The sequence below is a fragment of the Symbiobacterium turbinis genome (assembly GCF_055383075.1).
Map to the genome: position 1 here is coordinate 2,479,278 of NZ_AP042433.1, position 16,128 is coordinate 2,495,405.

Below are 16,128 nucleotides of genomic sequence, written 5' to 3' on the forward strand. Positions count from 1 at the left end.
GTCAGATCGCCTCCTCGACCAGCGGATCCTTCCACATGATGATGGCGTCCTCGCCGGTGTCCGTGTAGTAGCCCTTGCGCACCGCCCCGGGCTCCGTGACGAAGCCCAGCTTCCGGTACAGCGCCTGGGCCGGCGCGTTGCCGACGCGCACCTCGAGGGTCATCCGCACGGCGCCGCGCCGCCTGGCGATGCGGATCAGCTCCCGCATGAGCCGCTCGCCGATGCCCCGGCCCCGGCACTGCGGGTGTACGGCAATGTTGGTGACGTGCGCAAGCTCCCACATCACGTGCATGCCGGCGTAGCCCACCACCCGGTCGTCCGCGCGCGCCACCAGGTAGACGGTGTAGCGCTGCAGCAGCTCCGACGCGAAGGCCTCGCGCGACCAGGGGGTGAGGTAGGAAAGCCGCTCCACCTCCATCACCTGGTCGAGGTCTGCCGGGGTCATGGGGTGGATCGTGATCTCCGGGACTCCCATAGGGTCTCCGCCTCGCTTTTCCGCAGATAGAGGGGCGTCAGGGCGTCCGGGCTCACCGCGCCCCCCCGCTCCAGCAGGCTCAGCCCGAGCGCCGCCACGCTGGCGGCCCGGGGCAGCAGGCTCCCGGCAGGGGCCAGCCGCACCACGTCACCCAGGCCGGACCGGGACGCGTGCGCCTCTGCGCCGCCGCTCAGGCCGAACCGGGGTGCGTGCTGTTCGGCCGCGTCGCCGCACAGGGTGACGAACTGCCAGGTGTGCTGCAGCCCGGTCCTGAGCTCGCGCACCCGTTCGACCAGCTCGTCGATGTGCACGTTCACGGGGCCCAGCACCTCGACCCAGGTGGCGGGGTCCCGGTCCCCGGCGGCGTAGATCCCGGCGAAGACCCGGTCCCGCTTGGCGTCCAGCAGCGGCACCACCAGCCCGATCTGCGCGCCGGTGCCGTAGGCGGTGGCCGCCAGCGTGGAGACCGGAACCACAGGCTTCTCCAGAGCGAACGCCAGCCCCTTGGCCGTGGCCAGGCCGATCCGCAGGCCGGTGAAGGAGCCCGGTCCCACCCCGACGGCGATCGCATCGATCTCCCGTCTGTCCACCCCGGCTTCCTCGAGGGCCTGGGCGATCAGCGGCATCAGCCGGGTAGAATGCGCCCGGGGCACCTGCAAGGTCAGTTCGGAACGCACCCGCCCCTCCGCCATCACCGCGACGGTGCAGGCGGAGGTGGCGGTGTCAAAGGCCAAAACCCGCATGCGCCAACTCCTCCAGGAGCGGCCGGTAGCGTCCGGTGCCGGTCAGCGCCAGCACCCGCTCCTGCTCGCCGCTCCCATAACTCAGAGCGATCTCCAGGACCTCGTCGGGCCAGAGCGGCCGCACCCGGTCGGCCCACTCGACGAGGTTCACGCCATGGTCGCTGAAGAAGTACTCCTCGAAGCCCAGGTCCTCCAGCTCCCCGGGGTCCTCCAGCCGGTAGACGTCCCAGTGGAACACCGGGATGCGCCCCTCGTACTCCCACAGCAGGGTGAAGGTGGGGCTCCCGCCGGTGCGGGTGACCCCGAGGCCGGCCAGGATCCCGGTGGAGAGGGCGGTCTTGCCGGTGCCCAGGTCGCCCACCAGCGCGACGAAGTCGCCGGGCTGCAGCCGCTCGCCCAGCCACCGGCCCAGCGCGTGCGTTTCGGCGGGGCTCCTGCTGATCATGCGAACCATGCGTTCATCCTCCCAAGACCGATCAAGACCTATTCTGGGCGTCTCTTTCCATCAGGTCAAGGAAAAAGCCCCGGGCACACCTGGCGCCCGGGGCCTGTGGCCGGCCGCCGGCCGGTCACACGCCCATGATGTGAAAGCCGTTGTCGGCGTAGATTGTCTCGCCGGTGATGCACCGGGACAGCGGCGAGGCCAGGAACAGGCCGACGTCGCCCACCTCTTCCACGGTCACGTTGCGCCGAAGCGGCGCCCGCTCCTCCACGATGTCCCGGATGGTGCTGAGCCCCTTCACGGCGCTGGCGGCCAGGGTCTTCAGGGGCCCGGCCGAGATCGCGTTGACCCGGATGTTGCTGGAGCCCAGCTCGTGGGCCAGGTACCGCACGTTGCACTCCAGGGCCGCCTTGGCCGGCGCCATGATGTTGTACCGGTCCACCACCCGCTCGGCGGCCAGGTAGGTGAGTGTCATGATCGACCCGCCCCCGGCGGCCTCCATGAGGGGCTTGGCCCCGCGGGCGGCGGCGATCAGCGACCAGGCGGAGACCTCCTGGGCGATGCGCCAGCCCTCCCGGGTGGTCTCCACGAAGTCGCGCTGCAGATCCTCGGTCCGGGCGAAGGCGATGGAGTGCACCAGCACATCCAGCTTCCCCCAGCGCTGGGCCAGCTCCGCGAACACCGCCTCCATCTGCCCCTCCTGCATGACGTCGCAGGGCAGGATCGGCATCCGCTCGTGCCCCTCAAGGGTCTGGACCAGTTCCACCAGGTTCTCCTTCAGCCGGTCGTTCACGTAGGTAAACGCCAGCTCCGCTCCCTCCCGGTGCAGGGCCCGGGCAATCCCCCAGGCGATGGAGCGCTTGTTGGCCACGCCCATCACCAGGCACTTCTTCCCCGTCATCAGTCCCACGGCACACGTCTCCCCCTTACCCGCCGGGTTAATACCTGGTACTAATAATAGCCTATCAGACGGAAGTTTACCATCCCCTATGCGTGGGGATTGGGCGCGACACGGAACCTGACGGTTCGACGGCGGTTGGTGGGGACCTGCATGGCTGGTGGGCCGGGCGTTGTTCGGCGCATCGCAGCTGCTGGCCTGAAGTGCGGCGGATTGCGACTTCGTCTGTGAGTGAAGTGGAAAATGGCCGCAGTTGGGCTGCGCCCACGCCCGCTGCCCGGCGGCGCCCCGGCCCGCTATCCGGTGGTTGAAGCATGAAGCAACAGGCTGCGCGGCCTGAAGTGCGGCGGATTGCGACTCCGTCTCCGAGCAAAGTGGAACACGGCCGCAGGTCAGACGCGCCCAGGCCCACTGCCCGGTGGCGTAGTAGCCCGCTGCCCGGTGGCGTAGTAGCCCGCTGCCCGGTGGCGTAGTAGCCCGCTACCCGGCGGTTGAAGCCTATAACAGCCGGCTGCGGGGCCTGAGGTGCGGTGGATTGCGACTTCGCCTCCGAGGGAAGTGGAAATCGGCCGCAGTTGGGCGGCGCCCACGCCCGCTGTCCGGTAGTCGAACCCTAAGACAGCCGGCTGGGGGGCCTCAAGTACGACAGATTGCGACTTCGCCTCCGAGCAAAGTGGAAATCTGCCGCAGCTCAGTGGCGCCCCGGCCCGCTGTCCGGCGGTTGAAGCCTGAAGCAGTCGGCTGCGGGGCCTCAAGTGCGCCGGATTGCAACTTCCCCTCCGAGCAAAGTGGAAATCGGCCGCAGTTGGGCGGCGCCCACGCCCGCTGCCCGGCGGCGTAGCAGCCCACTGCCCGGTGGTTGAACCCTGGAGTAGCGGCTGCGGGGCATGAAGTGCGGCCGATTGCGACTTCGCCTCCGAGCAAAGTGGAAATCTGCCGCAGGTCAGGTGCGCCCACGCCCGCTGCTCGGCTGCGCCTAGGCCCGCTGTCCGGTAGTCGAAGCCTAAAGCAGCCGGCTGGGGGACACGAAGTGCGGCCGATTGCGACTTCGCCTCCGAGCAAAGTGGAAATCTGCCGCAGGTCAGGTGCGCCCACGCCCGCTGCTCGGCTGCGCCTAGGCCCGCTGTCCGGTAGTCGAAGCCTAAAGCAGCCGGCTGGGGGACACGAAGTGCGGCGGATTGCGACTTTGCCTCCGAGCAAAGTGGAAATCGACCGCAGTTGGGCGGCGCCCACGCCCGCCGCCCGGCGGCGTAGCAGCCCACTTAGGCTGCGGAGCACCAAGGAGCCCGAAGAAGAAGCCGGGTGCAGGGCTGCGCGGCGGCCCGCCGCCAGGATCTGAAGGAGACACACAAGCAGGGGCGGGATCACCCGCCCCCATGATCTCACAGCCGCTTGAACTTCTCCTGCAGCAGCTTCAGCTGCTCCTCCAGGCTGGTCGCCCGCTCCTGCAGCTTCCCCTGCAGGTCGCCGGGCCGGCCGCGGCCCTGGCCGCGGCTGCGCCGGGCGCCCCGGGGCTTCTCCTCCGCGGGCGGGTCCCCCAGCTTCATGGTAAGGCCGATGCGCTGCCGCTTCAGGTCCACCTCAATGACCCTCACCCGGACGACGTCGCCGACTGCTACAACGTCGGAAGGGTGCTTGACGTACTTGTGAGAGAGCTGGGAGACGTGGACCAGCCCGTCCTCGTGCACGCCGATGTCGACGAAGGCGCCGAAGTCCACCACGTTGCGCACGGTGCCCATCAGCTCCATGCCCACCTTCAGGTCCTCCAGCTTCAGCACCTCGGTGTGGAAGATGGGCTTCGGCAGCTCGTCGCGGGGGTCGCGCCCCGGCTTCCCCAGGGCCTCGATGATGTCCCGCACCGTGGGCACGCCGGCCCCCAGCTCCGCCGCCACCTGCTCGGGCGAGAGCTTCTTCAGCGCATCCCTGAGCCCCGCCGACCCGTGGCCGATGAGCTGCTCCCGGGTGGCGCCCACGGCTTTCAGGATCGCCTCGGCCACGGCATACGACTCGGGGTGCACCGCCGTGTTGTCAAGCGGCTCCACGCCGTCGGTTACCCGGAGAAAGCCCGCGCACTGCTCGAAGGCCTTGGGGCCCAGGCCCGAGACCTTCAGCAGCTCCTGCCGGCTCCGGAACTTGCCGTTCTTCTCACGGTACTCCACGATCGCCCGGGCGACGGAGGCCTTGATGCCGGCCACGTACTGCAGCAGCGACGGCGAGGCCGTGTTCAGGTCGACGCCGACGGCGTTGACCACCGATTCCACCACGGCCCCCAGCTGCTCGGCCAGCCGCTTCTGGTTGACGTCGTGCTGGTAGAGGCCGACGCCGATGGACTTGGGGTCGATCTTGACCAGTTCGGCCAGCGGGTCCTGGGCGCGCCGGGCGATGGAGACCGCCGAGCGCTGCGTCACGTCGAAGTCGGGGAACTCCTCCTGGGCGACCTTCGACGCAGAGTAAACCGAGGCGCCGGCCTCGTTGACGATCATGTACGCTGTGGGGTGGCTGCAGCGGGGGATGATGCCCGCCACCACCTGCTCGGTCTCCCGGGAGGCCGTACCGTTGCCGATGGCGATGAGGTCCACCTTGTGCTTGTCGACCAGCCGCACCAGGACCTCCTCGCCCTGCTGCCGCTGCCGCTCGCCCAGGGTCACGTAGATCACGTCGGTCTCCAGCACCCGGCCGGTCTCATCGACCACCGCCAGCTTACACCCGGTGCGGTAGCCGGGGTCGATGCCCATCACCGTCATCCCCTTGATCGGGGGCTGGAGCAGCAGGTTGCGCAGGTTCACGGCGAAGAGGCGGATGGCGTGCTCCTCCGCCTTCTCGGTCAGCTCATTGTGGATCTCCGTTTCAATAGAAGGCGCGATCAGGCGCTTGTAGGCGTCGGCGATCGCCTCCCGCAGGTGGTCTGCCCAGATGGAGCGGCCGGTGATGTACTGCCGCTCGATGCGCGCGACGATCTCCTCCGCCGGCGCCTCCAAGGTCACCTTCAAGCACTCGAGCCGGCGGCCCCGGTTAAGGGCCAGGATGCGGTGCGGCGGCAGGGTGCGCACGGGCTCCTGGAAGTCGAAGTACATCTCGAACTCCCGGGCCTTCTCGGGATCGCCCTTCTCGTTCTCCGTCGACCGGATCACGCCGCGGGCGGCCGTCAGCTCGCGGACCATCTTCCGCACCGCCGCGTCATCCGAGACGATTTCCGCCACGATGTCCCGGGCGCCAGCCAGGGCATCCGCCGCCGTCTCGACCTGCAGTTCCGCATTCACGTAGGCGGCTGCAATCTCCTCGGGCGAGCCGGCGGTCTCCGCCTGCGCGAGCATCTGCTGTGCGAGCGGCTCCAGCCCCCGCTCCCGGGCGATCATGGCCCGGGTGCGCCGCTTGGGCCTGTAGGGCCGGTAGAGGTCCTCCACCTCCTGCAGCTTCTCCGCCTGGCGGATGGCCTGCTCCAGCTCCGGCGTCAGCTTGCCCTGCTCGGCGATGACCCGCAGCACCTTCTCCTTTTCGGCCTCGAGGTTGCGCAGGTAGGCCAGCCGCTCCTGCAGGGTGCGGATCTGCGTCTCATCCATCTCGCCCGTGGCCTCTTTCCGGTACCGGGCGATGAAGGGCACGGTGTTCCCTTCATCCAGGAGCGCGATGCAGCGCTCCACCTGACCTGCCGACAGCCCCAGTTCCCGGGCCAGCCTGGCCTGAATCACATCGTGGCTCATCTCATTCACCTTCCTGCGCGGGCGGCCCCCCGGGCAGCGCGAGCCGCTCCATATCGCGCCACATCTCTCCGTCCCAGAGCATCACGGTCATGATCGGCGGCTCTTCGTCCCACTGCCAGACGAAGCGTAGGTCGCCGTCCTGCACCATGTGCGGGAAGTCGTCGGGTCCGCTGGATTCCAGCTCGCCCCAGACCGACTGGGCGAGCGCCGCGGCCCGCCCGTCGTCGTAGGCGGGGCCGCCGTGGTGGCGGATGGCCTCCGCCAGCCGCCGAAGGAAGCCGGCCTGGCCGGCGCTAGCTGCGGACATAGCGCACGATCCTCTCGCCGTCGAAGGTGTACAGGTACGGGCTCACCGGAAAGCCCGCCTCCCGGTGCTCCAGCGCCACCCGGCGCGCCACCACCTTCAGCAGTTCCTCGTCGGCGTCGCCCACCGCCACCAGCCAGTTGCGGTGAGGCACGCCGAGCACCAGATTGCCCGGCACCGCCTCCGCGAAGTCGTGCAGCCACTCGGGCAGCAGGATCCGGGCCGCATCATAGCCGTCCTGCAGGGCCCAGATGAACATGGGCCTGCCGCCCTCCGGGGCGTCGAGCTTCGTCACCCGCTTCCCCTCGGTCAGCCGCTTCAGGTTCTGCACCGCGGTGACGTGCACGGTGGTGTGGCTCACGCCCCAGTCGCGCAGGTCCTGGTAGGTGACATACCGGATCTTGTCGCCCGGCTCCTCGATGCCGTAGATGACAAACAGCCCGTCGGCGATCTGGCCGCTCACCATCTGCCCCTGGCCCTTCGCCTGAATCTGCACCGGATCCATCATGAGCGGGTAGAGCCGACTGCGCACGTCGGCAAACTCCTGCTCCATCAGCTTCATCGTACATCCCTCCCGGGGCTCTGCGGGCCCGCCGCCGGACGGCGTTTAGACCGCCCGGTCCTGGTCGATACTCTCCGGTAGTGCGATGGAGGTGACCCCCGATGAAGGCCCGCGAGGCCATCGACCTGTATGCCACCCTTGCCGACATGAAGGCGGTCGACTACCGGTCCGTCCTGGCCCTGAGCGCCCTGATCGATCTCCTGGTGGCGAAGGGGATCATCACCCGGGAAGAGGTGGCAGAGCGGGCCGGTCAGCTTGACGCCGCAGGCGAGAAGAGTTTACCAATCGGCGGGTAGTACGTCAAGAAAAGCCGGGAAGGGGGGCCTGTCAAGCCAAAGTGGGTACGTCTCACTTCCAAAAGTGTTCTGTATAAAGCTGGTTCTTGAACGGACGCTGACTACCGTTCTCGTTTTTTACCTGGTCACCAGACCCGCAAACCCCCTGAACGTCTTGGAGTATCCTCCGCTGTTGTTGCGACCGGCGTTCAGGATCGGCATGCGTGCATGCCGGGCAGCATCGACTCCCCGGCCTACGGTCTCACGAACCCGATGGCGCACTTTCTCCGCAGCCGCGTTCACAGATTCAAGCCCCAACGCACGCTCAACGTACTGTACGGCCCCCCGTAAAGCGCCGCGATAATATGCTGCCATCACCTGCAGCATTGCCATCAGGCCACTTTCCGACCAGCTCCGCCCCACCTTCCGCAGCCGTGCCGAATACCGCTCCACCGCCCCTTCCGCGGCGCCCACGCCGCGTAACCCCTCAACGTTGACGCCCCGCTCTTGCAGCCGAATACGGTAATCTCGAATTGACTCCGGCATCGTCCTGAGGTCGGCCAGCAGCCGGCGCATCTTCCCACGACGATCCGTGTCGGTCTCGGCTTTATGCGCTTCATCCAGCACCGCCAGCAACCGTCCAGCATCGTTTGCTTCAAGTGCAGCGTGTGCCTGCTCTAAGCGCTGGGGCCGGTGGCGCAGCACATGGTTTAACTCCCGCTTCAGGTGGAACCGATCGATCTGGTACAGCGCCTTGGGAAACCACGTCACGCCCTCCCGGATCCACAACGCCCGGTCCCCGTTGATGATCACCCAGGTCTCGCTTAGGTCGTACTCGCTCTCCAGAAGCTCGCTCAACTGCTCCCAGCTATCCCTGCCCGGTTCGGGCACGAAATCGCGCCGGTTCACCAGGCTGTACTCCTTACTACCTGGGCCTCGCTGGATCCAACCCTCATGAATCACAAACAGCCGGACTTCTGCCTTCTTGCCACGCTGACGAGCTGGCCAGAACCCGTCTGCCTCGATGAACAAGACCCGCACACGTCGGGTACCGGCCAACGTCATCTGCTGCTGTTTTTCCGCCGCTGCAAGCGCCCTTCCGGTCTGCAGGTTCCACTGCCGAATCGCTTCATGGCTGACAAACACCTGGCAATCCCGCCGCTCCAGCTCTGCCGCAGCACCCCGGTACGATCCAGCTGTCACAGACGCTTCAACCGCATCTGCCCTTACCGAGTCACTCACCCGCTGCCGTTTCGCTATTCCCAACACCTCATCCAGCAGGAACACGAAACGCTCTTCCTCGCGGTCCCAGTAGTAGCGGCGCTGGAACGTGATCGGCCCGAACTTGGTGACGACGTTTCGGGACCGCATTTCCTTGTACACATACCGACTCGGGTCTCGGCTCTCGTACAGCGCCGTGTCAATCGCAGAGAGCGCCTCGACCAAAGCCTCGCGGAAGCAGTCGAGTGTCTGTTGCCAAGCCAAACGTTCAATCTCCTGAAAGGAGAAATCCACCGCAGCACGAATTTGTTCCATGACGAGAGATGACCCTCCTCGTGTTGTTGTTGGCCAATCTCAACACTTTGGAAGGGCACATCTCTCGTCCTGCTATTTCAGGAGAAAAAATGTGTTGTACCCACGAAAACTTTACTCACACCGGGAAGGGGGCCGGAGCCCCCTTCCCGCATTTCCCGGAGGAGTCAGTCAGCCATGAGGCCAGTTACCGCACGGTACCGCCGTTCAGCTGCTGCTCGGCCAGGGCGATCATCTTCTTCACCATGTACCCGCCGACGGAGCCGTTCACACGGCTGGGCAGGTCGCCCTTGTACTGCTGGGCGTAGTTCGGGATGCCGAGCTCGGCGGCCGTCTCGAACTTCAGCTGCTCCAGGGCGTTGCGAGCCGAGGAAACCACGAGTTCGTTGTTATTGTTGTTGTTCGCCATTTCGTCTCTCACCTCCTGACGGTCTTATGTTTCCGCCGGAGGTGCCGCGTTATGTGACCAGTTGTTGGCGCGTTTATGATGACCGGTTGTCGATGCGGCGGCGCGCCGCGTCGACAAACGCGTCGAAGAGGGGATCGAAATTGCAGGGCCGCCCCTGGTGGTTCTCGGGGTGCCACTGCACCGAGAGGACGAAGCGCCTACCCGGATGCTCCATCGCCTCGATGACGCCGTCGGGCGCGTGCGCGCTGGCCACCCAGCCCTCCGGCACCTTCTTCACCGCCTGATGGTGCCGGCTGTTGACCAGCCGCTCCGTGCCAAGCAGGCGGCTCAGTCGCGTGCCCGGCGCAATGGCCACCGGATGGGTGGGGTAGTCCGCAGGCGCCTGCTGCCGGTGCTTGATGGCGCCGCTCACCTGCGAGGGGATGTCCTGCCAGAGCGTGCCGCCGAAGGCCACCGCCAGCACCTGGTGGCCCCGGCAGATTCCCAGGGTGGGCACGTCGCGGCCCACCGCCAGCCGCGCGTAGGCCAGCTCCGCGGCGTCCCGCTCCGGGTCGATGCGGCCGGTGGCGGGCAGCGGCAGCTCGCCGTAGAGCATGGGATCCAGGTCGTCGCCGCCGGAGAGCAACAGGCCGTCCAGCCGCTCCAGCACCTGCGCCGCCTCTTCCTCATCCGCGACGAAGGGCAGCATGACGGGCAGCCCGCCCGCCCGCCAGATGGCGCGGAAGTAGTCGTGCGGAGTGTAGAGCCAGTCGCGCCCCGGCTCCTCGCTCGCCCGGTTGCATGCGGTCACGCCGATCACAGGCCTCATGGCATCCCACTCCTCCTTATGTAAGTGAACCCGGGGTCCGCACTAGTTTGGACTCCCGGGTTCGCCGCGGAGGTGCCCCGGCGGCGCCTCAAAACTCTTTCAGTCCAAGGCTGATCATCAGGGCATCGTCCACCTGGCGCATGATGTCGCGCCCCAGGTGCGTCACCCGCTCGCGCAGCCGCCGCTTGTCGATCGTGCGAACCTGCTCCAGCAGGATGACAGAATCCCGCTCGAGACCGTAGGTTTCCCCGTCAAGTTCCACGTGAATCGGCAGCTTGGCCTTCTCGATCTGGCTGGTGATCGCCGAGACGATGACCGTGGGACTGTACTTATTGCCGACGTCATTCTGGAGGATCAGAACGGGCCGCACGCCCCCCTGCTCCGAGCCGATGACCGGGCTCAGGTCAGCGTAGAAGACGTCGCCCCGCCGAATCTGAAGTGGTTTGCTCATACGCCCGGGACCGCTCAGGGCAAACTGCCGATCCGCTCGAAGATCGGCCCTTCCTCCGCAAGAGTCAGGTTGATGCGGGACATCTCGCGATAGCCCCGCCTCATCTGCTCCCGCATGTCCCGTTTCTTCCTTTCTTCCACATAGATTCGCACGGCCTCTCGGATCAGGGCGTCCCGGTCGGTCCGCTCCAGGGCCGCGAGGCCGTCCACCTGCTCGAGCAGCGATGCAGGCACGGTGACCACAATGCGCCTGACGGCGGCCATGGAGCACCTCCTCCCGATACGACCCTCTTTCCAGTCTATACGCGGCCGGGTTCAGACGTTCTCCGGCGGGTAGAAGCGGGGCACCCGCCGGGAGATGCCGCAGACGATCTCGTAGTTGATCGTCTCGGCGAGCCCGGCCAGTTCCGTCGCCGTGACCTCCTCGTCTCCCTGGCGCCCGATCAGCACCACCTCGTCGCCCACCTGGACCGGGACGTCGTCCGGCACCCGGACCATTGTCTGGTCCATGGTCACCACCCCGACCACGGGGCAGCGCCGCCCGCGAATCAGGACCTCCGCCCGGTTGGAAAGCTTCCGGGAAAACCCGTCCGCGTAACCCACGGGAAGGGTCGCGATCTGCTCCCGGGCGGCCGTGGTGTAGGTGCAGTTGTAGGAGACCGACCGCCCGGCCTCCAGCCACTTCACCAGCCCCACGCGGGTCTTCCAGGTGAGCGCGGGCGTCAGCTTCACGGGCCAGTCCACGCCCGGCGCCGGGGGGAGCCCGACGACGGCGATGCCGCTGCGCACCATGTCGTAGTGCGCCTCAGGGTGGAGCATGAGCCCCGCGCTGTTGGCCACGTGCCGGATGGCGGGCCGCACGCCCACCGCCTCCAGCTCGGCCAGGGCCGCCTCGAAACGGTCCAGCTGCGCCCGGGTGTACGGGTTCTCCGGTTCGTCCGCCGTCGCCAGGTGGGTGAAGACCCCCTCCACCTCCACGTGGCTCAGTCCGGCGAGCGTGCGGCCGACGGCGGCCACCTCGGCCGGCTGCAGGCCGATGCGGCCCATGCCGGTGTCCACCTTCAGGTGGACCCGCGCCTTCCGCCCCAGCCTGCGCCCCGCGCGGTGCAGGGCCAGCCCCAGCTCGCCGTCGAACAGGGCGACCCGCAGCCCCTCGGTCAGCACCGCGTCGGCCTGGCCGGGCGACACATAGCCCAGCACCAGGATCGGGGCCGTGATGCCGTGGCGGCGCAGGGTCACGCCCTCCTCCACCGTGGCCACGCCCAGCCAGTCGGCCCCGCTTTCTATCGCCGCGGTGGCCACGGGCACGGCGCCGTGCCCGTACGCGTTGGCCTTCACCACCGCCATCAGCCGAGGAGCCCGTATGATCTGCTTCAGTGCTGCGATGTTGGCCTGAACTGCTCGTAGATTGATCTCCGCCCAGGTCGGGCGCATTCGGTCTAGATCCATCCCGGCTCCTCCCGTCGCTGGACTCTGTTAGCCCTGGAACTCCTCAATCAGGTCCGGCAGCCCGTGCCGCAGGGCGTGCTGGGCCGCCGGCAGCTCGGCCGCGATCTCGCCGGCCAGGATGCCGTCGTGCCCCGTCCGCGCCGCGAGCCGGTCGCCGGCCAGGCCGTGCAGGAAGGCCCCCGCCGCGGCCGCCTCCGGCGCCCCCAGCCCCTGGGCCATCAGCGCGGCGATAATGCCGGTCAGCACGTCGCCGGATCCCGCCGTGCCCAGGGCCCGGCTGCCGGTGGGATTGATGAAGACCTGGCCGCCCGGCTCCGCGATCAGGGTGTAGGCGCCCTTCAGGAGCACCACCGCCTTCGTCAGGCTTGCCGCCCGGCGGACGGCGGCGAACCGGTCGGCCTGCACGGACTCCACCGACACCCCGAGCAGGTGAGCCATCTCCCCCGGGTGCGGGGTGATCACCAGGGGCATCGGGCACTCGGCCAGCAGCTCGGGCCGGCCGGCAAACGCCTTGATGGCGTCCGCGTCCAGCACCAGCGGCGCCGTGGCCTCGGCCACCACCCGGCGGGTGAAGAGCTGCGCCTCGGCGTCGGTGCCCAGGCCGGGGCCCACGGCCAGGGCGTCCGCCCGGGCGGCCCGCTGCAGGAACAGCTCGGCGCCGTCGGCCAGGAAGCCGCCGGCCGCCGACTCCGGCAAGGCCAGGGTCATGAGCTCGGGCCGCATCGACGCGAGGATCGGCTGCGAGTGCTCCGGCGCCGCCACGGTGACCAGCCCGGCCCCCGTGCGCAGGGCAGCCACGGCCGCCAGGGCGCCGGCCCCGACCATGCCGTGGGAGCCCGCCGCCACGAAGACCCGGCCGCGGGTGCCCTTGTGGGCGTCGCGGCTGTAGGTGGGCAGCCACTCCCGCACCATCGCGGACCGGGTCAGCTCCACCTGGATGTTCTCGGCCTCCACCGCCTTTTCGTCCAGGCCGATGTCCACCACCACCACCCGGCCGACCAGGTCGGCCCCCGGGTAGAGGAAGAGGCCCAGCTTGGGGAGGCCGAAGGTGACGGTGACGTCGGCCCGCACGGCCGGCCCGTCCACCCTCCCGGTGTTGGTGCCGATGCCCGAGGGGATGTCCACCGCCAGCACCATCCGGCTGGCCCCGTTGATAAGCTTGATCGCCTCGGCGGCCTGACCCCTGGCGGAGCCGACCGCGCCGGTGCCCAGCACGGCGTCAATGATCAGGTCGGCGCCCTGCAGCGCGTCGTGCGCCTGCGCCGGCATGAGGATCGGGACCCCGGCCATGCGGGCGGAGTAGAGCGCCGCCGCGGCGTCAGCCGGCAGGTCGTCCAGCGACGCCCAGACCACCGCCGAGACCTGGAACCCCCAGTGGCGCAGCCAGCGGGCGGCCACCAGGCCATCGCCGCCATTGTTCCCCTTTCCGCAGACCGCGACGATGGGTCCCGACCGCCCCTCCATCATCCGCCGGGCAATCAGGGCGACCTGGCGCCCGGCCAGTTCCATCAGGATCGCGGAGGTGAAGCCGTACTGATCGAAGAGGCGCGCCTCGATGTTCCGCATCTGCTCGCCCGAAACCACCTTCATCCTTCGATCACCACCTGTGCAACGGCGTACTCCTGTGTATGAGACAGCGACAGATGAATCCGAGTTGCACCCCGCGCGGCGGCGATCTCGGCGAGCCGGCCGGAAAGGCGCATCGTCGGGCGGCCGAGTTCGTCACGGCAGACCTCCGCGTCGGTCCAGCGCACCTGGCGCAGCCCGATCCCCAGGGCCTTCAGCACGGCCTCCTTCGCGGCGAACCGGGCCGCAAGGCGCGCAGCCCGGTGAGCTTCGCTGGACTCGCAATAGGCGATCTCCGCAGGGGTGAAGAGCCGCCGGAGGAGCCGCTCGCCGTGGCGGTCGACCGCGCGGGCCAGCCGCTCCACCGCCACGATGTCAACGCCGGTGCCCACAATCACGCCGAGCACCTCCTTTCCACCTGCCTGCAGCGCGCCATGCGCCTCGTCCCGGGCTTAGAGCAGGCGGTCAAGCCCGGCGTCGTCCTCCGCCAGCCTGAGCACCACACTGCCGTCGGCCCCGCGCTCCACCCGTAGGACCACCCGCTGGCCTTCCTGCAGAGGCGCCCGAGCCGCGACCTCGAGCCGCACGCCCTCGCCGAAGGCGAGGATGGCGCGGCCCCGGTAGACCGAGACCACCTCAGCCACCAGCCGCCGGCCTGTTGAAAAGAGGCGGGAGCGCATGGCCACCCCTCCTGCCGCGCACAACTTGCAGGTAGGTTTCTCCAGCGCGCCGCCGATCCCCTTCAGAACGCCCCTTCGTCATTCCCCGATGGGGGTGATGAGCTCCGCCAGGTCCAGGTACTCGTATACGTCCACCCCCTGCGCGGCCAGGGCCCTGGCCAGTTCACTGACCGCTGTCCAGCCGCCGGCCTGAAGGTGCAAGGCCAACAGGTCCGCCGCCCGGCGCTCCAGGCGGCCCATGCCGCCTGCCGCCGCGGTGGTCCGGGCGGCCAGGGCGAAGGCCAGCGCCTCCACCAGGCGGCCGGTCGCCGCCGCCACCCGGCTCAGAAACAGCTGAGCCCGCACCTGAAGGGGGCTCAGGGGTTCCGCATGTTGCAAGGCTCGAAATGCCTCGTCGGCCGCCTGCTGGGGGCGGCCCGCCGCCCGGAGCATGCCGGCGCTGATCAGCCGGAGCCGACAGCTGGACACCTGGCGCACGGACCCTGTGGCCAGTCTGCAGCGCTGCACCAGCACCAGCACCCGCAGCCGCTCGCCGGGGGTGAGCCCGCCGGCCCTGAGCAGCCTGCGCCCGTGAAGCAGGCAGCGCCGATACTCGCCTTTCCGGAAGAGGCGTTCCAACCATGAGGTCATCCCTTCACCGCCTCTCTCCCAGATTTGGGCATAGTCTACCCACCCGGGTGCGGAAAGGAAACAGCCCCGGGCGAGGGGCTGTCTGATGGACACTACTGCAGATCCCGCCTGAGCAGCGGCACGGTCGGCATCTCCTCGGGGAAGTGGGCGGTCGCTTGGTAGGCGGCGTCGAGGTAGCGCAGGATCTGCACCCCTTCCCGCTCCACCAGCTCTTCGAGCGCTTCGGCGGCCAGGTGCTCCAGTTCCGGCAGGCCGGCCGTCACCGCCTCGCTCAGGGCCGCCAGGACGAAGCTGAGCGCCTGGCGGCCTTCGCCCCGCTCCTGCTCGCATCGCGCCAGCAGCAGGTAGCAGTGACAGGCGTGGGCCGGATCGCCGCGGTACACGTTCAGGGCGCGCGCGGCCGCCACCGCGGCCCGTCCGGGGTACCCGCCCCCCAACAGCCAGGCCGCGAGATCCAAAAGGTAGGTGCCCGCGTAGTAGGGTTCGGCGGGATGCCGCGCCGCGACGGCCCGCTGCTCCAGGAGCAGCCGGCGGGCCGGGCGCCGCTGGCGGTCGTCCTCCCGGGCCAGGTAGAGGTAGACGTTGATCAGGTCATGGGTGGTGGTGAAGACGCCGTGCTCCATCTGGTGGCCGGCGAACCAGGCCCGCGCCGCTTCCAGCGCGTGCACGGCCTGCTCCGGCTGCAGCAGCCGCTGGTAGGTGATGCCGAGCGACTTCCACGCCGCTCCCTCCAGCCGGCCGGCCTCGCGGTAATAGGCCCGGTACGTGAAGTAACCGTGGAAGCAGTTCAGAGCCTGTTCGTGCTGGTGCAGCGCGGCGTGGGCGGCCCCGAGCGCAAGCAGGGCCCGGCCCAGCAGGTCGAATTCCTGCCCCTGCTCGGCCAGCCTTACGGCAGTCAGCGCGGACCGCACCGCGCCGGGTGCGTCCTGGAGGAGCAGCCGGCAGCGGCTGCTGATCAGGTGAATGCCGGCCAGCTCGGCGGGCGGCAGGCCGCCCTGTTCCAGGATCTGCTCCGCCGCGAAGAGACAGCGGGCGTACCTGCCCTCCTCCAGGAGGCGTACTAACGCGTCGACCATGAAGACCCATCCCCTTCTTTCCTGGGGTGATTCTACAGGATGCGACTACGTCTGCACATTTTCGCCTGCAGCTAAAAGGCCGCCCCTTTTGCTGACTTCATGCTTCAACCTGTTCGATCTGATTGGA

General features: G+C 68.5%; 19 protein-coding genes. 1 reads left to right on the forward strand and 18 read right to left on the reverse strand.

What is annotated here, in order from left to right; genetic code table 11:
• Window position 1: 1 nt before the first annotated feature.
• From rimI to ACZ45O_RS11845, 7 genes are all read right to left on the reverse strand, one after another.
• A complete protein-coding gene (gene rimI / locus ACZ45O_RS11815; RefSeq protein ID WP_464853192.1) occupies window positions 2-445 on the reverse strand; it encodes a ribosomal protein S18-alanine N-acetyltransferase in 444 nt (147 codons plus the stop codon).
• The gene (gene tsaB, locus ACZ45O_RS11820) at window positions 442-1,218 is read right to left on the reverse strand and encodes a tRNA (adenosine(37)-N6)-threonylcarbamoyltransferase complex dimerization subunit type 1 TsaB (RefSeq protein ID WP_464853194.1); all 777 of its coding nucleotides are present in this window, start codon (window positions 1,216-1,218) and stop codon (window positions 442-444) included. The genes rimI and tsaB overlap by 4 nt, the downstream gene beginning before the upstream one ends.
• A complete protein-coding gene (gene tsaE / locus ACZ45O_RS11825; RefSeq protein WP_464853195.1) occupies window positions 1,199-1,672 on the reverse strand; it encodes a tRNA (adenosine(37)-N6)-threonylcarbamoyltransferase complex ATPase subunit type 1 TsaE in 474 nt (157 codons plus the stop codon). The genes tsaB and tsaE overlap by 20 nt, the downstream gene beginning before the upstream one ends.
• A gap of 115 nt (window positions 1,673-1,787) precedes the next feature.
• The gene (locus tag ACZ45O_RS11830) at window positions 1,788-2,561 is read right to left on the reverse strand and encodes an enoyl-ACP reductase FabI (RefSeq protein ID WP_464857735.1); all 774 of its coding nucleotides are present in this window, start codon (window positions 2,559-2,561) and stop codon (window positions 1,788-1,790) included.
• Between the two features lie 1,379 nt (window positions 2,562-3,940).
• Window positions 3,941-6,259 carry a Tex family protein gene (locus ACZ45O_RS11835; protein ID WP_464853196.1) on the reverse strand — a complete coding sequence of 773 codons (2,319 nt, stop codon included), beginning with the start codon at window positions 6,257-6,259 and terminating at the stop codon, window positions 3,941-3,943.
• 1 nt (window position 6,260) lies between these two features.
• On the reverse strand, window positions 6,261-6,566 hold the full coding sequence (locus tag ACZ45O_RS11840) for a hypothetical protein (RefSeq protein WP_464853197.1): 306 nt from the start codon (window positions 6,564-6,566) through the stop codon (window positions 6,261-6,263).
• Complete coding sequence (locus ACZ45O_RS11845) at window positions 6,553-7,125, reverse strand: DUF1444 family protein (RefSeq protein ID WP_464853198.1); 573 nt, start codon at window positions 7,123-7,125, stop codon at window positions 6,553-6,555. Before ACZ45O_RS11845 ends, ACZ45O_RS11840 begins: the two co-directional genes overlap by 14 nt.
• A gap of 101 nt (window positions 7,126-7,226) precedes the next feature.
• Between ACZ45O_RS11845 and ACZ45O_RS11850 the strand changes: the two genes are divergently transcribed.
• Complete coding sequence (locus ACZ45O_RS11850) at window positions 7,227-7,421, forward strand: hypothetical protein (protein WP_464853200.1); 195 nt, start codon at window positions 7,227-7,229, stop codon at window positions 7,419-7,421.
• A 117-nt stretch (window positions 7,422-7,538) separates the two neighbouring features.
• Here ACZ45O_RS11850 and ACZ45O_RS11855 read toward each other — a convergent pair whose 3' ends face one another.
• From ACZ45O_RS11855 to ACZ45O_RS11905, 11 genes are all read right to left on the reverse strand, one after another.
• Window positions 7,539-8,936, reverse strand: coding sequence for an ISLre2-like element ISSyth3 family transposase (locus ACZ45O_RS11855; RefSeq protein ID WP_464852581.1), 1,398 nt, complete (start codon window positions 8,934-8,936; stop codon window positions 7,539-7,541).
• A 184-nt stretch (window positions 8,937-9,120) separates the two neighbouring features.
• Window positions 9,121-9,342 carry a small, acid-soluble spore protein, alpha/beta type gene (locus tag ACZ45O_RS11860; protein WP_464853201.1) on the reverse strand — a complete coding sequence of 74 codons (222 nt, stop codon included), beginning with the start codon at window positions 9,340-9,342 and terminating at the stop codon, window positions 9,121-9,123.
• A gap of 73 nt (window positions 9,343-9,415) precedes the next feature.
• Window positions 9,416-10,150 (reverse strand): gamma-glutamyl-gamma-aminobutyrate hydrolase family protein, encoded by a 735-nt coding sequence (locus ACZ45O_RS11865; protein ID WP_464853203.1) that lies wholly within the window; start codon window positions 10,148-10,150, stop codon window positions 9,416-9,418.
• Between the two features lie 88 nt (window positions 10,151-10,238).
• The gene (locus ACZ45O_RS11870; RefSeq protein ID WP_464853205.1) at window positions 10,239-10,601 is read right to left on the reverse strand and encodes a type II toxin-antitoxin system PemK/MazF family toxin; all 363 of its coding nucleotides are present in this window, start codon (window positions 10,599-10,601) and stop codon (window positions 10,239-10,241) included.
• A 14-nt stretch (window positions 10,602-10,615) separates the two neighbouring features.
• Window positions 10,616-10,864 carry a CopG family ribbon-helix-helix protein gene (locus tag ACZ45O_RS11875; protein WP_464853206.1) on the reverse strand — a complete coding sequence of 83 codons (249 nt, stop codon included), beginning with the start codon at window positions 10,862-10,864 and terminating at the stop codon, window positions 10,616-10,618.
• A 51-nt stretch (window positions 10,865-10,915) separates the two neighbouring features.
• Window positions 10,916-12,049, reverse strand: a complete 1,134-nt coding sequence (alr, locus tag ACZ45O_RS11880) for an alanine racemase (protein ID WP_464853207.1) — start codon at window positions 12,047-12,049, stop codon at window positions 10,916-10,918.
• Window positions 12,050-12,076: 27 nt separating this feature from the next.
• A complete protein-coding gene (locus tag ACZ45O_RS11885; RefSeq protein ID WP_464853209.1) occupies window positions 12,077-13,639 on the reverse strand; it encodes an NAD(P)H-hydrate dehydratase in 1,563 nt (520 codons plus the stop codon).
• Window positions 13,636-14,022: a holo-[acyl-carrier-protein] synthase gene (locus tag ACZ45O_RS11890; protein ID WP_464853211.1), complete on the reverse strand. Its 387-nt coding sequence runs from the start codon at window positions 14,020-14,022 to the stop codon at window positions 13,636-13,638. Before ACZ45O_RS11890 ends, ACZ45O_RS11885 begins: the two co-directional genes overlap by 4 nt.
• Window positions 14,023-14,067: 45 nt before the next feature.
• On the reverse strand, window positions 14,068-14,295 hold the full coding sequence (locus tag ACZ45O_RS11895) for a hypothetical protein (protein WP_464853212.1): 228 nt from the start codon (window positions 14,293-14,295) through the stop codon (window positions 14,068-14,070).
• Window positions 14,296-14,373: 78 nt separating this feature from the next.
• A complete protein-coding gene (locus tag ACZ45O_RS11900; RefSeq protein ID WP_464853213.1) occupies window positions 14,374-14,925 on the reverse strand; it encodes a hypothetical protein in 552 nt (183 codons plus the stop codon).
• Between the two features lie 92 nt (window positions 14,926-15,017).
• Window positions 15,018-16,001, reverse strand: a complete 984-nt coding sequence (locus ACZ45O_RS11905; RefSeq protein WP_464853214.1) for a hypothetical protein — start codon at window positions 15,999-16,001, stop codon at window positions 15,018-15,020.
• Window positions 16,002-16,128: the final 127 nt, after the last annotated feature.

Excerpts from the sequence above, each read along its gene's own strand:
- rimI (WP_464853192.1), bottom strand. The coding sequence starts at position 445 with ATGACCCCGGCAGACCTCGACCAGGTGATGGAGGTGGAGCGGCTTTCC.
- tsaB (WP_464853194.1), bottom strand. The coding sequence starts at position 1,218 with ATGCGGGTTTTGGCCTTTGACACCGCCACCTCCGCCTGCACCGTCGCG.
- tsaE (WP_464853195.1), bottom strand. The coding sequence starts at position 1,672 with ATGGTTCGCATGATCAGCAGGAGCCCCGCCGAAACGCACGCGCTGGGC.
- ACZ45O_RS11830 (WP_464857735.1), bottom strand. The coding sequence starts at position 2,561 with ATGACGGGGAAGAAGTGCCTGGTGATGGGCGTGGCCAACAAGCGCTCC.
- ACZ45O_RS11835 (WP_464853196.1), bottom strand. The coding sequence starts at position 6,259 with ATGAGCCACGATGTGATTCAGGCCAGGCTGGCCCGGGAACTGGGGCTG.
- ACZ45O_RS11840 (WP_464853197.1), bottom strand. The coding sequence starts at position 6,566 with ATGTCCGCAGCTAGCGCCGGCCAGGCCGGCTTCCTTCGGCGGCTGGCG.
- ACZ45O_RS11845 (WP_464853198.1), bottom strand. The coding sequence starts at position 7,125 with ATGAAGCTGATGGAGCAGGAGTTTGCCGACGTGCGCAGTCGGCTCTAC.
- ACZ45O_RS11850 (WP_464853200.1), top strand. The coding sequence starts at position 7,227 with ATGAAGGCCCGCGAGGCCATCGACCTGTATGCCACCCTTGCCGACATG.
- ACZ45O_RS11855 (WP_464852581.1), bottom strand. The coding sequence starts at position 8,936 with ATGGAACAAATTCGTGCTGCGGTGGATTTCTCCTTTCAGGAGATTGAA.
- ACZ45O_RS11860 (WP_464853201.1), bottom strand. The coding sequence starts at position 9,342 with ATGGCGAACAACAACAATAACAACGAACTCGTGGTTTCCTCGGCTCGC.
- ACZ45O_RS11865 (WP_464853203.1), bottom strand. The coding sequence starts at position 10,150 with ATGAGGCCTGTGATCGGCGTGACCGCATGCAACCGGGCGAGCGAGGAG.
- ACZ45O_RS11870 (WP_464853205.1), bottom strand. The coding sequence starts at position 10,601 with ATGAGCAAACCACTTCAGATTCGGCGGGGCGACGTCTTCTACGCTGAC.
- ACZ45O_RS11875 (WP_464853206.1), bottom strand. The coding sequence starts at position 10,864 with ATGGCCGCCGTCAGGCGCATTGTGGTCACCGTGCCTGCATCGCTGCTC.
- alr (WP_464853207.1), bottom strand. The coding sequence starts at position 12,049 with ATGGATCTAGACCGAATGCGCCCGACCTGGGCGGAGATCAATCTACGA.
- ACZ45O_RS11885 (WP_464853209.1), bottom strand. The coding sequence starts at position 13,639 with ATGAAGGTGGTTTCGGGCGAGCAGATGCGGAACATCGAGGCGCGCCTC.
- ACZ45O_RS11895 (WP_464853212.1), bottom strand. The coding sequence starts at position 14,295 with ATGCGCTCCCGCCTCTTTTCAACAGGCCGGCGGCTGGTGGCTGAGGTG.
- ACZ45O_RS11900 (WP_464853213.1), bottom strand. The coding sequence starts at position 14,925 with ATGACCTCATGGTTGGAACGCCTCTTCCGGAAAGGCGAGTATCGGCGC.
- ACZ45O_RS11905 (WP_464853214.1), bottom strand. The coding sequence starts at position 16,001 with ATGGTCGACGCGTTAGTACGCCTCCTGGAGGAGGGCAGGTACGCCCGC.